General features: G+C 69.9%; 11 protein-coding genes. 4 read left to right on the top strand and 7 right to left on the bottom strand.

From position 1 onward, the window contains the following. Window positions 1-156 precede the first annotated feature (156 nt). Window positions 157-1,100, top strand: a protein-coding gene (locus OHN74_RS01390; RefSeq protein ID WP_443060330.1) for an IS5 family transposase whose coding sequence is annotated in 2 segments (ribosomal slippage) — window positions 157-585 and window positions 588-1,100 — 942 coding nt in all. Because the reading frame shifts where the segments join, the coding sequence is not laid out codon by codon here. Here the strand turns inward: OHN74_RS01390 and OHN74_RS01395 are convergent. The 5 genes from OHN74_RS01395 to OHN74_RS01415 all read right to left on the bottom strand — a co-directional run bounded on the left by OHN74_RS01395 (window position 1,097) and on the right by OHN74_RS01415 (window position 7,655). Beyond that, window positions 1,097-3,088: a CASTOR/POLLUX-related putative ion channel gene (locus OHN74_RS01395; RefSeq protein ID WP_327692639.1), complete on the bottom strand. Its 1,992-nt coding sequence runs from the start codon at window positions 3,086-3,088 to the stop codon at window positions 1,097-1,099. The two genes, OHN74_RS01390 and OHN74_RS01395, sit on opposite strands and share 4 nt — an antisense overlap. Window positions 3,089-3,755: 667 nt before the next feature. Then, entirely contained in the window at window positions 3,756-4,541 is a 786-nt protein-coding gene (locus OHN74_RS01400) for an IclR family transcriptional regulator (protein ID WP_327692640.1), read from the bottom strand. Between the two features lie 65 nt (window positions 4,542-4,606). Further along, entirely contained in the window at window positions 4,607-5,449 is an 843-nt protein-coding gene (locus OHN74_RS01405) for a fumarylacetoacetate hydrolase family protein (protein ID WP_327692641.1), read from the bottom strand. Then, a complete protein-coding gene (locus OHN74_RS01410) occupies window positions 5,446-7,131 on the bottom strand; it encodes a bifunctional 3-(3-hydroxy-phenyl)propionate/3-hydroxycinnamic acid hydroxylase (RefSeq protein WP_327692642.1) in 1,686 nt (561 codons plus the stop codon). Before OHN74_RS01410 ends, OHN74_RS01405 begins: the two co-directional genes overlap by 4 nt. Before the next feature lie 29 nt (window positions 7,132-7,160). Further along, window positions 7,161-7,655, bottom strand: a complete 495-nt coding sequence (locus tag OHN74_RS01415; RefSeq protein WP_327692643.1) for a VOC family protein — start codon at window positions 7,653-7,655, stop codon at window positions 7,161-7,163. Between the two features lie 227 nt (window positions 7,656-7,882). Here OHN74_RS01415 and OHN74_RS01420 point away from each other — a divergent pair, with 227 nt between their 5' ends. From OHN74_RS01420 to OHN74_RS01430, 3 genes are all read left to right on the top strand, one after another. Further along, window positions 7,883-9,544 (top strand): MFS transporter, encoded by a 1,662-nt coding sequence (locus OHN74_RS01420; protein WP_327692644.1) that lies wholly within the window; start codon window positions 7,883-7,885, stop codon window positions 9,542-9,544. Between the two features lie 95 nt (window positions 9,545-9,639). After that, window positions 9,640-11,103, top strand: coding sequence for a benzaldehyde dehydrogenase (locus OHN74_RS01425; protein WP_327692645.1), 1,464 nt, complete (start codon window positions 9,640-9,642; stop codon window positions 11,101-11,103). Window positions 11,104-11,162: 59 nt separating this feature from the next. After that, window positions 11,163-12,692, top strand: a complete 1,530-nt coding sequence (locus OHN74_RS01430; protein WP_327692646.1) for a carotenoid oxygenase family protein — start codon at window positions 11,163-11,165, stop codon at window positions 12,690-12,692. Between the two features lie 446 nt (window positions 12,693-13,138). Here the strand turns inward: OHN74_RS01430 and OHN74_RS01435 are convergent, their stop codons facing one another. Both OHN74_RS01435 and OHN74_RS01440 read right to left on the bottom strand, forming a co-directional pair. Then, window positions 13,139-13,789, bottom strand: coding sequence for a DUF402 domain-containing protein (locus tag OHN74_RS01435; RefSeq protein ID WP_327692647.1), 651 nt, complete (start codon window positions 13,787-13,789; stop codon window positions 13,139-13,141). Window positions 13,790-14,112: 323 nt separating this feature from the next. Beyond that, window positions 14,113-14,391 (bottom strand): GlsB/YeaQ/YmgE family stress response membrane protein, encoded by a 279-nt coding sequence (locus OHN74_RS01440; RefSeq protein ID WP_327692648.1) that lies wholly within the window; start codon window positions 14,389-14,391, stop codon window positions 14,113-14,115. Between the last annotated feature and the right edge of the window lie 192 nt (window positions 14,392-14,583).

Consider the following 14,583-nt stretch of genomic DNA (forward strand, 5'->3'; position numbering starts at 1 on the left):
AAGCGACTCCGCGTTCGAACATCTCCACGTACCGCCCATCCGAAGGCCGGTGAGGTTCTCTTGCCCATCGAAGGAAGTACGCGCCGCGACTAGGCCGTTTCTGATGGCTCTTGGTGGGCTGGGTGGATCTCGGGGTCGACCGGGCAGGACGTTCGTATGGTGCGGCGACATGAGCTCACGGACGTGCAGTGGCAGCGGATCGAGCCTCTTCTGCCCGACAACGGCAGACCGGGCGGGCAGTGGGCGGATCACCGCAGGGTGATCAACGGGGTGCTGTTCCGGGCCCGGACCGGGGTGCCCTGGCCGGACCTGCCGGAACGGTACGGTCCCTGGCAGACCGTCTATGAACGGCATCGCCGCTGGTCGGCCGACGGCACCTGGCGGGCCATCCTCCAGGAGCTGCAGATCGAGGCGGATGCCGGTGACCCGGACGCGGCGCTCGCCCGCGAGGAGTCCCGGCAGGAGTGGGCGGTGAACATCGACTCGACCTCCTGCCGGGCGCATCAGCACGCGGCCGGAGCGCCCCGCAAGCTCCCGGCCGACCACCCGCAAAAGGGGGCGGGACGCGTGAGGAGGCCGATGGGCGTGAGGCGTTGGGGCGCTCGCGGGGCGGGCTGACCAGCAAAGTCCATCTGCTCTCCGACGACCGGGCCCGCCCCCTGCACTGGCTGACCTCGCCCGGGCAGCGCGGTGACAGCCCGATGTTCGCCCCGGTCCTGGACGGCTTACGCATCCGGCGCCGTGGACCGGGCCGCCCGCGCAGCCGGCCGGACCGGGTGCGCGGTGACAAGGCGTACTCCAGCCGCGACAACCGCGCCTACCTGCGACGGCGCGGCATCAAAGCCACCATCGCGCAGCCCGACGACCAGCGGGCCCACCGCAGGAACCGCGGACGCTCCGGCGGCCGGCCCCCGGCCTTCGACAAGACCCAGTACCGCCGCCGCAACGCGGTCGAACGGTGCATCAACAAGTGGAAGCAGTTCCGCGCGGTGGCTACCCGGTACGACAAACGCGACTACATCTTCAACGGCACCCTCACCGTCACCGCGATCGTCATCTGGCTCCGCGACACCGTCCAAGAGCCATCAGAAACGACCTAGGTCGGTGGCGAGTGCGCAGCGGAGGACTCAGGCGTGCTCGACAGTGAGTCCCCTCCCCCGCGTTCCGGTCGCATGCCTGGTAGGGCATACCGGCTGAGGTCGGGGGTGTCGGGCTTGCCCCGCCCCGCTGTCAGCACCAGGATCTCGTCCTCGGCGCTCCAGACGCGCTGTTGGGACTTGTCGGGGCACAGCCGCACGGTGTCGTGGGGGCGGTACGCGTGCGGGTCGTGGGGGCGGTAGCCGATCGCGCACTCGTCGCGTTCCCATGCCGCCGCGACCACGGTGGCGAAAGAGGTTTCCCGGCCGGCCAGTACGTAGTGGTCGGCTGTGCGCAGAGCGAGTGCGCCACCGCGCACGGCGAAGATTTCCTCGAACACGGCGGCCAGGTCGGGGTTGTGCACGATCTGCGCCATCAGCAGGGCGGTGAGCTCTCCCCGAAGGACGATGTCGGACGCGCGGCCGACCGGGGCGATCCTCCGGCTGCGGTGGTCGCTCATCTCGGCCACCACGGGCAGTACCCGGTGTGTTGTCTCCTCCCACGAGCGCAGGGTCAGCATGCTCAGCAGCGTCCGGTCGTCGGACCGCTCGGGACATGTCTCCTGGTCCGCTCCGAGGGCGATGACGCTGTCGTAGACGCTGAGGTCGAGCCCGCTGAGGGTCTCGGGATCGGCCGGGTCACCGGTTCGGTGCACGACGCGCAGCGGCGAGGGGTCTTCACGGCCCGGGGTCCCGTTCTGTGGGGAGCCGGTGTCCGTGGCGGCGACCACGTCGAGGACGGCGCCCGGCAGGGCGGTCCGGCGCAGCATGTCCACGATCAACGGGGCGCGGCGGTTCCATCCCAGGAGAAGCAGCCGTGAGGGAGATTCGGGCCGTGGGCGGGGTGGTGCCATGGCAGTGGTGTCGACCTGTGCGCGGGAGTCGGTGAGCGGGACGGGGCGGTCGTCGTAGGCGACGGTCACCAGCCGGTCCCCCGGTTCCAGCACGGTCCGCGGCGCCGGAGTGAGCAGCGGAGAGTTGTCCGCCCGCAGGATTCCCACAACGCAGGACGTCTCAAGGCGCAACGCCACCTCCTCGAAGGTCAGTCCCACTGCCTCCGGGATGTCGCTCACATGGAACTCCGCTCCGGAGAAGTCCAGGAGGTCGCGCAGTACCGACGACATCCCCGAGTGCGCGGCGGACTGGAGAAGCAGCCGTGCGGTGGTCCGGTCGGTCTCCAGGACGGTGCCGTGCGGTCCGGCCGCGAGCCGCGCGGCCGGCACGTAGCGTCCGTCGCGTACGGCGGCCACCACGCGCGGGCCGTTCTCGGCGTGGAGCAGGGTGCGCAGTGCCAGCAGGGTCCGTACGACCGTCAGGTCGCCGTCGGTGTCCTCGGCGGGCAGTACCGTCACCGTCCGGGCCGTGCCCGGCGTGACCAGGGCCAGGGCGTCGGGGTCGGTCGGTGATCCGGTGCGGCATTCCAGGCGGACGCCCTCGGTGACTCCCAGGGCGGCGGTGAGGGCTGATTCCATGGTGGCCGGGTCCCGGTCCGCGAGGATGCTGATCACATGTCGAACGCCGGCGGGGCGTGCGGCGATCAGCTCACCGACCAGGGGGAAGATCTGATCGGACCAGCCGAGCACCACGGTGTGGTCCTGTTCCAGGATCCGGGAGCGGCCCCGTCTCAGTTCCGTGAGCCGGTCCCCCAGGCTGGTGGTGACGACTCCGACGACTGTCGAAACGCACAGCAGAGCGATCAGACCGAGCAGGACGGACAGCACCATGCGTACGGGCGCACCGGTCGCTGCGCCGAGGCGCAGGGTTTCCGCGCTGGTGCGCCACACCTGGGTGAGCCGGCCGGACAGGGAATGCGGGGCGTCGGGGTCCGTCCACACCAGCAGGGCGCTGACGGGTACGACGATCGCCAGGCAGCACAGGGCGAGCCAGCCGAGCAGTGCTCCGGTGCTGCGGGCCAGTGTCCTGTCGAACAGGTAACGCGTCCGGTGGTGCAACGGAGTTCGTTCCTGTCGCCGTTCCACGTCTCCCCCTGATCTCCGCACCGCCTCCGGAGATCGAAGCGTGCCGGTCCCGCCGTCCGCGACACGCCGTTCCACCGGGACCTTCACTCTTTCGGGCAGACGCACGGACTGAAACCTGGGCGGGGCGGGCTGGCTCCACGGGGGGCACAGTCAACGCGGCACTCACCTCGCCGGTATCCCCCGATGCCCGAAGACCGTGCCGCCATCGCCGAGTTCAGCGCCCTGCCGACAGACGTCCACCACATGAGTTCACCGGCCCGCAACGAGCTCAAGCACGCCTACCGCTTCCGAGGCACCTCAGGGTGCCCCAGCTCACACCCCACGTGGTGTCAACGGCGGAACATCCAGGGGCAGTTGACCGTTCATCTGTATGTGGCTGCGGAGGGGACAGTGTCCCCGGGCCTCACCCATAGCCCATGGGGAAGATCGTTCGGCTGAAGCCCCATGGAGCCCTTCGCCGCGAGGCGACCGCCCTCCGCACGCCACCACCTACCGCCCCGGCTGGTCTCCCCCGTCCAGCCGGGGCTCATTGCCACTCGGCCTCCGGACCCGCTGCCGCCCGGCGCACCGCGACTTGGGCCCGGTCGCCACGTTCCTGCGAACGGCCCGACTCAGCGCTCCCGTTTGGCAGGCGGCGAGGTCATCCCGCGACGACGGCCATCCGGTCGCTGATCCCCTGTGCGGTGGCCAGAACCTTCTGGGCGATCTCCGTCTCCGCCTCCGGATAGACCCGGGAGGCGAGAGCGGCCACACTCACTGCCGCGACCACTTGGTTGTTCTCGTTCCGGATCGGCGCGGCAATGCCCACCACGTCGGGGTCCAGTTCGCCGCGGGTGACGGAGTAGCCGATACGGCGGATCCGGCCGAGGCGTTCCATCAGGGCGTCGACGTCGGTGAGGGTGGCCGAGGTGAAGCGGAGAAGCTCGGCGTTCTCCAGCAGTCGGCGAGCCTCGTCGTCCGGGCTCCAGGCCAGCAGGACGAGGGCGGAGGCGCCGGCGTTGATGGGCAGGGCGCTGCCGCGCTCGTAGGAGATGCGTACCGCGCGAGCGCTCTCCGCGCGGTCCACGCACACCACCAGGTCCCCGGTGCGCCGGGTCAGCAGCACGGTCTCGTGCACGTCCTCGGCGAGCGACTCCATCAAGGGCAGCGCGACCTCGGAGAGCCCATAGCTGCGGCGGGCCAACCGGGCGATCTCCAGAACGCGCAGGCCGAGCCGGAAGCCGCCACCAGGGGCTTCTTCGAGGAAGCGCCCGGCCACGAGGCTCTGCAGGTAGCGGTAGGCGGTGGAGCGCGCCACGCCGAGCCTCTCGGCCACGTCGGTTCCCGAGACGACGAGCTGGATGTCGTCGAACATGGTCAGGATGTCGAGTGCCCGGTCGGCCGTGGAGTTGCGGTCGCGATAGCTGGGGGACTCGTTTCCTGACATGCGAGACACTGTAGCGGGTGGGCGCGGACCGGTGGGGGCCGCGCCCGGTCGCCCGCCTGTCGGCTCTACAGCCGGTCCTTGACCACGGTGTTGCGCAGTTCTCCCACGCCCTCCACGGTCGTGACAAGTTCCTGCCCGGGCCGCAGGAACACCTTCGGGTCGCGGCCGGCGCCGACTCCTCCCGGGGTTCCGGTGAGAATCAGGTCGCCGGGCAACAGCGTGATGATGGTGCTGATGTAGGCGATGGTGTCGGCAACGTCGAAGAGCAGGTCGGCGGTGTTGGACTTCTGCATGGTGTGGCCGTCGACACTGCAGGAGATGGTCAGGCCCGAGGCGCCGGGCGGGAGTTCGTCGGGGGTGACGAGCGCGGGTCCGACCGGGGTGGTGGCCTCGAAGGTCTTGCCGGAGAGGAACTCTCGGGTGCGGTGCTGCCAGTCCCGGACGGTGACGTCGTTGGCGACCGTGTAGCCGGCGACGTGCTCCAGTGCCTTCTCGTGCGGCACATGGCGGCCGGGGCGTCCGACGACGATCCCCAACTCGGCCTCCCAGTCGAGGTCGTCGCTGACCGGCGGCATGTGGATGTCGTCGTGCGCGCCGACCAGGGAGCCGTCGTACTTGGCGAACAGGGTGGGATGCGCGGGGGTCGGGCGGCCCATCTCCTTGATATGCGTGGCGTAGTTGAGACCCAGGCAGATGATCTTGTTCGGGTGGGGGACGAGCGGGGCGAGTGACGCCTTCCCCGACGGCAGGCGCTCACCGTCCGTGGAGACTGCCCGTTCCTGCCAGTCGTCACCGGTGGCGAGCAGAGCGCCGATGTCGGAGTAGGGCAGCAGGACCAGTTCGTCGCCTTCCTGCCGGGCAGCGGCGGTCTTCCGGTCGTCGGCGACACGGACGGTGCTGAGTTTCATCGGGGTACTCCTGTGCGGTCGTGCCGGATCTGGGGCACGGGATCGGGGGTGGGATCGGAAGGAACGGTGGCGGGTGTCGGGGTGGCGGTGAGACGGCGCAGTTCCGCGCCGACATGCTGGGCTCGGTCCGGGCTGAACGCGGCGGCCACCAGACGGTCGGGGCGTACGAGCGCGAAGCGTCCGGTCAGCCCGGCGAAGAGGGCGTCGAGTCGGCCGTCGGCATCGGCGACCCCCGTCCGGCCGGCCCGGTCACGAGGTGAACGGTCGTCCAGGAAGATCGCCAGCGCGGTGGCGTCCGGGAGGCCGGCCCGCAGGGCCGCCTCCCAGTCCGCGTCGGTCACGTCGATCCCGAGCAGGCTCCACCCCTGCCCGAGGACATCGTCGAGTCGGGTGAGGCGGTGGTGCGGCCCGTGCAGAACGCGCGGCTGGGGCAGCATCATGCCGACGAGTTCGCGGCCGGGGCCGTCCGTACGGACGACGACTCCGGCCCGTACCCGGGTGTCGGGGCGGTAGCGCATCTCGGTGAGATAGCGGCGTCCCGGCGGGGTATGCATGGCCGTTCGCACCAGCAGGTCGCGCAGCAGGGCGCGAGGGCGGCTGGTGGTCATGACGATCCGGCCGAGTCGTACGGACAGGTCGATCACCGCCCTGGCGTGGGGGCGCCGCTCCGTGTCGTACGTGTCGAGCAGCGCGTCTCCGGCTCGTCCCGCCAGGGCCTCGGCGATCTTCCAGCAGAGGTTGGCCGCGTCCCGGACACCGGAGTTGAGGCCCTGGCCGGCGAACGGCGGCATCATGTGCGCGGCATCGCCGAGCAGGAAGCAGCGGCCGTCGCGCAGGCGGTCGGCGAGCAGCGCGTGGAAGCTGTAGACGACCGCGCGCTCCACCTGCCCGGGTGTGATCTGCCGGTAGGGCTCAAGGAGTTGGCGCACCAATTCGAACGGCGGAGAGGCGCCGGCCTCGCACTCGCCCGGCTTCAGGCGGAACTCGTAGCGGCAACGGCCGTCCCGGCCCGGGACGATGACGACGGGGCGGTCGGGGTCGCCGTGGTGCATGCCGTAGCGCTGGTCGTGCGAGTCCCCAAGGGTGTCGGCCACCAGCCACACATCCGGGAAGCTGAGGCCGTGCATGGGAATGGACAGCAGGTCGCGCACGGTACTGCGACCGCCGTCGCAGCCCAGGACGTACGAGACGTCCATCTCATCGACAGGCCCGTCCTCCGCACCTGTTCGCAGCGACACCCGCACCCGGCCGGGGTGCTGGGTGAGAGTTGTCAGCCGGGTACCGAAACGGACATCGACGCTGGGGAGGTGGCGCAGCTGCTCGCACAGCACGCGCTCCAGGTCTGGCTGGGCGAAGGGGTTTTTGAACGGATGTCCGAAGCGCTGGTCGCCGGTGCCGCGTGCGTGGACGAGCGTCCGTCCGCCGATGCCGAAGTACTTCGTCCCTGTGCCCGGCACGAGGATCGGGTAGACCGCCTCGTCGAGGCCGTCGGCCGATTGGAGAGTGCGCAGGGACTCGTCGTCGAGGCTGATCGCCTTGGCGTCGTTGCTGGTGGTGGTGTTGCGCTCGACCAGCAGTACCCGTACGCCCCGCGAGCCCAGCAGATGGGCGGCCGTCAACCCGGTCGGGCCGGCGCCGACGATGAGCACGTCGGGCCCTGTTTCCGGCGGTGGGTGCGTCATGAAGGGCCTTCTGTCGTTCGGACCGCTGGTCACTGGACCGGCTGGTAGGCGGGGCCGCCCTCGGTCAGCAGCCGTTCGGCCTCGGCGAGCACGTCCGCCGGGTCCTGGTCGAGGTCGATGCTCTTGCGGAACGGCTGGCGTACGTCACGCTCCAGCCGGAGGTAGACCTCGTTGCGATTGCCCTCGGGGTCGAAGAAGTAGATCCCGATCGCGTTGCCGTGGGTGACTTCCTGCTGGACCTCGATGCCCTCGCCGCGGAACCGGTGATGGAAGTCGATGATCGACTCCAGGGAGTCCACGCGCCATGACACCTGGTGGGTGAGCTTGGCGCCGGGAGGCGCGGTGCGGCCCCGCTGCAGGACGAACTCGTGATGCTCCTCCTCGGGACGCGAGGAGAAGAACACGATGCCCCGCTCCTCGTCCTCGTCCGTGACGGTCAGCCCCAGAACACGGGAGTAGAAGTCGCGCATCGTCTCCAGGTCGTCCACCCAGAAGCCGGTGTGACCGAGTCCAGTGATCGCCATGACCAGTGTCTCCTTTAACGGGATACCTGTTTCGCTTAACAGGACACTAGATCGCAGGGCACATCGACGTCAACGGGGGAAATTGCACGATCCCGGCCTCTTGACTACGCAAGTATTTGAGGTGCAGCGTCCTGTTCTACGCAACATACGTCCGAGCAAACAGGACGCTGGTCTGAGCTTCTGGTGAGCCTGCCGGGAACCGCTCACGCCGCTACTGGAGGCAACCCATGACCCGTTCCGATGCCGGGAGAACCACCGCCCAGGCCGCCACCGAAGGCCCGCCGTCGCTGGACCGCGCCACCCTGATCGCCGCCTGCATGGCCATCTGCGTGGCCCAGGTCGGCATCCCGCTCGCGTCCCCGATCATCGGAGAGATCCAGCGGGACTTCGGAGCATCGGCCGCCGCGCTCGCCTGGATTCCCGCGGCGTTCATCCTGCCGACGGCCATCCTGGAGCTGAACTTCGGCGTCCTCGGCGATCTCTTCGGACGCAAGCGCCTACTCGTTCTCGGCGGCCTGCTGATCACGGCCGGCTGCCTGGTCGTCGCGACCTCGGGCTCGCTGACCCAGCTCATCGCCGGTCAGGCGGTCGCAGGGCTCGGTGCCGCAGCGGTCTTCCCCTCCTCGCTGGCGGTGATCGTCGCCGCCACCCCGGAGGCCGCCGCCCGTGCGCGAGCCCTGTCGTACTGGGCCGTCAGCCTGGCGTTCGGCGCCATGATCGCCCCGCTGATCAGCGGGTTCACCGCCGAACACACCGACTGGCACTGGGCCTATGTACCCCTCGCGGTGCTCGGCCTGGTCACTGCGGCCGTCAGCGCCCGGTGGATCGTGGACTCCCGGGAGCCGGCCGGGCGGGGGCTCGACTGGCCGGGCCAGATCACGGTCGCCGTGTCCCTGCTGGCGCTGCTCTACGCCGTCATCGAGGGTGCCAACGACGGCTACACCGCGACCCACATCGTGCTCGCCTTCGCCATCGCCGTCGCCGCCTTCGTGGGCTTCCTCGTCGCGGAGCGCAAGTCGAGGACGCCGATGCTGCGGCTGGAACTCTTCCGGATCCCCTCCTTCGCCGCGGCCGCCGCCATCGGACTGCTCGCCATGTTCGGCTTCATCGGCACCGCCTACGCGCTGAGCATCAAGCTGGAGGCGGTCTACCACCTCTCCCCGCTCCAGGCCGCTCTGCCCTTCGCACTCATCCAGGCGGTCCCGCTGCTCCTCACACCCGTCCTGCCCAGGTTGCTCCAGCGCGTGCACCCCCGCGCCCTGCTCGTCGGCGGCCTGCTGTCACTCGCCGCAGGGGAGATCTGGATGGCGATGCTGCCGGGCGACGCCACGGATCTGGCGTCGATGGCCGGATCGATCCTGCTGCTGGGGGTCGGCTTCATCACGATGTTCTCCGCACTGACGGCCGTCGCGGTCGGCGCCGTCGGCATCCGGCACGCCGGTATGGCCAGCGCCGTAACCAGCCTCGTCCGTGAGACCGGGCAGGCCCTCGGCCCCGCGATCGTCAGCGCGGTCGCCCTCGGCACGGCGAGCAGCGCTCTCGCCGCGAAGCTCGCCGATGCCAAGCTCCCCGCCGAGGCCATGGGCGCGGCCAGTGCCGTCAACGCGGACGGGGGTGCGATCGCGGTCGCCAACGCCGATCTCGGCGAGCTGTCGCGCACCCTGGTGCCACTGGCCCGCCAAGCCCTCGAATCGAGCCTCGACCTCGGCCTGTACCTCTGCGCCGGCGCCAGCCTGGTGGCCGCGCTCATCGCAGTGCTCGCCCTGAAGCACAGTGCCGCCTCGGGCGCACCCGGCGGCCTGAACAGCGAGGAAGCGGCCGACACCGCAGCGGCACACGAGGACACGGACACTCCAGCCCCGAAGGTCAAAGCACTGCCCAGCCACTGACCATCCGCAGCCCGTCCGCAGGTCACTAGGCAGCGACACGGGCACGGGCAGGGATTTCGCCAGGCCAAACACGGCAGAACTGGATCGGGACACCAATGACGTTCTTGGACAGCAGTATCTGGGAAGGCCTCGTCTTCTCCGGTGGGTGGGTCAACGGCTCCGGTGGGGAGTACGACGCCGTCGAGCCCGCCACCGGCAAGACCCTGGGCCGCGTCGGCTGCGGCACACCGGCCGACGTGGACAAGGCGGTGGATCAGGCTGTGCGGGCCCAGCGCGAGTGGGCCGCCCTGCCGTACTCCGACCGTGCCGCCGTACTGCGCCGCGCCGCGCGCCTGTTCGAGGAGCACCGACAGGAGATCGAGACCTGTCTCATGCGGGAGTCCGGTGCGGTCCGGCCGTTCGCCGCCCTGCAGGTCAGCAGCGGTGGCGCGGAGGAGTGCTACGAGGCCGCCGCCCTTGCCGGGGCACCCTACGGTGAGCTGCTGCGTTCAGGACAGGAACGGCTGTCGTTCGCCCGCCGCAGGCCCGTGGGAGTGGTCGGCGTCATCGCCCCGTTCAACGTGCCGATCACTCTGGCCATGCGGGCGGTCGCCCCGGCGCTCGCGCTCGGCAACGCGGTCGTCCTCAAGCCGGATCCCCGTACCGCGATCAGTGGCGGCGTGGTCTTCGCCCGCGTCTTCGAGGAGGCGGGTCTGCCTCCTGGTCTGCTGCACGTCCTGCCCGGCAGCGCGGACGTCGGTGCCGCCCTGGTCGAGCATCCTCGGGTCCCCGTCATCGCGTTCACCGGCTCCACCCGGGCAGGCCGCGCCATCGGCGTGGCCGCGGCCCGGCACCTCAAGCGGGTCCATCTGGAGTTGGGCGGGAACTCCGCGCTCGTCGTGATGGACGACGTCGATCTGGACAAGGCTGCTTCGGTGGGCGCCTGGGGATCCTTCGTGCACGCCGGGCAGATCTGCATGGCCAGCAGCCGCCACCTCGTCCACGCCTCGGTCGCCGACGAGTACACCGCGCTGCTCGCCCAGCACGCCGACGCCCTTCCGGTCGGCGACCCGCTCGGTGAGAACGTCGCCCTGGGACCGATCATCGACGCCGGTCAGCGCGACAACATCCACCGCATCGTCACCGAGACGGTCGAGGCCGGTGCCCGGCCGGCCGCGGGCGGCACCTACCAGGACCTGTTCTACCGGCCGACCGTGCTCACCGACGTACCGCTGACCGCGCCCGCCTACGCGCAGGAGATCTTCGGGCCCGTGGCACCCGTCGTCCCCTTCCGGGACCTGGACGAGGCGGCCAGGCTCGCCGCGGGCACCGAGTACGGGCTGTCCCTCGGTGTCCTGACCCGGGACGTCATGAAGGGTCTCGCCCTGGCGGAGCGCGTACCCAGCGGCCTGGTGCACATCAACGACCAGACGGTCAACGACGAGCCGCTGGTCCCGTTCGGCGGGGTCGGCGACTCCGGCACCGGCTCCCGCCACGGCGGCAGCGCAGCCAACCTCGAAGCCTTCACCGAACAGCAGTGGGTCACCGTACGGGGCGAAATCCCCGACCACCCCTTCTGACGGGGCTCTTCCGACGCCCGTACCCAGCTCGTTTCCCCCACCCGTACCCAGGAGCAACGATGCCCCCGAACCCGATGACCGTCGTGCCCCGTCGAACCGGACATGCCTCCGCTGCCACCTCCGCCCCCGCGGGAGCTGTGTGGCCCACCGACAACAAGTTCCTCAACGGCCCCTTCGCACCCTGGACGGAGGAGAACGAGGCGTACGACCTTGAGGTGGACGGCGAGATACCGTCCGACCTCGCGGGCGCGCTGTTCCGCGTCTCTTCCAACCCTCGTTTCGAGCCCCGCAACACCGACCGCTACCACTGGTGGGAGGGGGACGGAATGGTGTGCGGCATCTACCTGCGTGAGGGCCGGGCCGCCTACCGCACCCGCTGGGTCGAGACCGACTCGATGAAGGTCGAGGTGGAGGCCGGCGAAGCGGTCTACAGCGGCTTCGTCAACGGCGGCACCCCGGGCCGGCTGCCCGAGGGCGCCCCGCCCGCCAAGAACGTGGCCAACATCAACGCCGGCATCTTCGACGACCACCTGATCGTCTACTTCGAGGGCGGACTGCCGCACGCGCTGGACCCCGAGACCCTGCGCACGATCGGTACGTACGACTTCCACGGCGGCGTCGACGTCCTGTGCACCGGCCACTACAAGACCGACCCCGACACCGGCGACATGCTCTTCTTCGCCGCCACCGGCCCGGTCGTCACCTGGTATCGCGCCGACGTGAAGACAGCCGAGATCATCGACTCGCACTCCTTCGATATCGGCGTGCCGGTCCTCATGCACGACTTCGCGGTGAGCGACACCTACGCCGTCTTCTTCGTCACCCCTGCCCAGTTCCGCCTCGACCTGGTCATGCAGAGCAGGCCCGGCGTTGTCTGGGACGAGAACTCCCTCGAACACGGTGTGCAGATCGTCCTGATGAACCGCCACACCCACGAGGTCACCTGGCACGAACTCGGCGGCCACTGGGCCAACACCCACTTCTTCAACGCCTACGAGCAGGACGGCGAGCTCGTCATCGACGGGCACCGCATCAGCCGGCTCGGCAATCCCGTCGACCGCCTCTCCACGCCGCTGGGCTCCCACGAGTGGTTCCCTCCGGCCCAGCCGTACCGATGGCGCGTCGACCTGGCCACCGGACGGGCCACGGAGGAGATGATCAGTGGCATCTTCGGTGAGTTCCCGAAGATCAACGACGCGTACACGGGTCGGCCGAACCGCTACGGCTACTACGTCACCACGCGCGGCCTGGCCGACGACACGATGTCCGACGGACTCGCCCGCCACGACCACCTCCTCGACCGCACCACCGTCGTCGAGGGACCGGACGGCCTGACCAGCCCCGGCGAACCGGTCTTCGTCGCCCGCGAGAACGCCTGCGGCGAGGACGACGGCTACCTGCTCACCCTGTGGTGGAACCGCACCACCAACCTGAGCGAACTGCTCATCCACGACGCCGCCGACCTGCGCCGCACCCCGCTGGCCAGGGTCAGGCTCCCCAGCCGCGTGCCCTTCGGCTTCCACGGAAGCTGGGCCGACCACGTCGTCCTGGACCGGGCCATCGCGGCCCGTAGCAACGACGGCCGGTAGCGATGCCACGTCAGAGCCTTCTCCCAGCCGGCTCTGGCGGCCGCCACCTCACAGCGGTCGGGAGGGCTGAGCCGGCCCAAAAGGGGGTAGTCGAGCCGAGAAAGGCACTCGCCGGTACCGAAGAATGGAGCCGCATGCCAGGCATGTTGGAACGTATCAAGCAGTTCGCAAAGAGTCCCCAAGGGCGTCGCGCGGCCGAGCAGGCGCGGCGGGCCGCAGCAGACCCCCGTCGCCGGGCCCAGGCCAAGAGCCTGCTGAGCAAGTTCCGGGGCCGTCGCTGACGACATCCGCCCCGCACAAAACGTATTCCGGAATGCCGCGAGCACCCGGTCCTCCAGTGGCAGGCTCCAGGGCCTGTCCTTGCGGACCGGGACCGCCGCAGCCTCAACCCACAGGTACCGAAACCACGTCGGCTCCTTCCCCTGCGGCCCGACCTCTTGGGCAGGTCACGGCAGGCCAGGCGTGGACCAGGCCGAATCCCACCGCCAGGACCTCCACGCAGCATCGGCGAACGGGCCCGAGCGTTCCCCGATCATCGCGAGAGCCCGGGCACGGGCGTCGTCGACGGCTCGATGCTCGCTGTCGGTGACGATGCCGAGCCGTCGTGCATGGGCGTACTCGTCTTCGTCCTTCCAGTGCCACCGGCTCAGGTCGGGATCGACGACCAGGTCCACAGCCAGGTCGAAGGTGTCGAAACCGATGGCGGTCCGGACCGTGGGCCGCTCAAAGTTCACGTACCAGTTCCGCAGCCGACGGCCGCCGTCGACAGGGTCGGCCGGGACGAAGAAGGCGTTGACGCTGAACCACATCCCTGGCTGCTTCCACAGCAACAGCTCGGTCTCCTGCCACCGGCTGTCCGCGAGCGCCCACTCCCCCGCCGCCATCGCCTCGAACGCCTTCGCACGCACCGAACGGTCGCCGTCAGCACGGGCCTTGGCATACAGGGCGGGCCAGCGGGCCTCCGCCCCCGGCGCGCAGGCCGTCACCAGAACCGCACCGGTGTCGGCGACGACACGCAGCGCCTGCTCGCTCCACACCCGCCCGCTGCTGTGCACATCGCGCCGTACGACCGTCTGCCCCGTCTCGAAACTGCGCACGCCTCCTCCTCCGTCCGGGCCGGAACGCCCGGCACGGGCAGCACGGTTCAGCGCCGGCCGGGCGGCTCGGTCAAGGCACCGCCTGGGAGGGGAGAGGTTACCCCGCTCCTGCTTCGGCCCGGCGTGGCTCGGACGTCCGCCTGTCGGTGTACGAGCAGTGCTTCGCGGGCGCCGTTCCTGGCGAAGACCGCAGCGAGGGTGACTCATGTCGGCCCACGCTCGCCTCCAACGCCCTGTCGCTGCCCTGACGGACCGACGGCTCCCGCCCTTGTGAACAGAGAGGGAGCCGTCCAGCGTGTCGCACGCGTACTGCCGTCAGCGGGTCATGCGTGACGGCTCGAATGCCGGTTGCCGGTGACGAGACGGTAGAGGGCGAGCAGGATGAAGGAGCCGACGATCGCGGCGATCCAGGTCGAGATGTCGAAGAACCCGTCGATGGAGTCGACGCCGAAGATCACCTTGCCGAGCCAGCCGCCGAGCAGACCGCCGACGATGCCGATGAGCATGGTGATGATGATGCCGCCGGGGTCCTTGCCCGGCATCAGCGCCTTGGCGATGGCGCCGGCGAGCAGGCCGATGATGATCCACGCGATGATGCCCATGGTCTTCTCCGTTTCCTCACAAGAGGCTGTGTCAGCTCATCGTCTGCACCGATTACGCCCGAACAAACGCCTTCTCCGTATCAAAGCCCCGCCGGCCCTTGAACCAGATGAACGGTCCGGCAACGCAGAGGCCCACACGTCACGCCCGCATCAGCGGCACACCGGGCGACCGCACCAGCCAGTACGCGGCAC

Origin of the sequence: Streptomyces sp. NBC_00459 (genome assembly GCF_036013955.1) — a bacterium.
Taxonomy (GTDB): Bacteria; Actinomycetota; Actinomycetes; order Streptomycetales; family Streptomycetaceae; genus Streptomyces.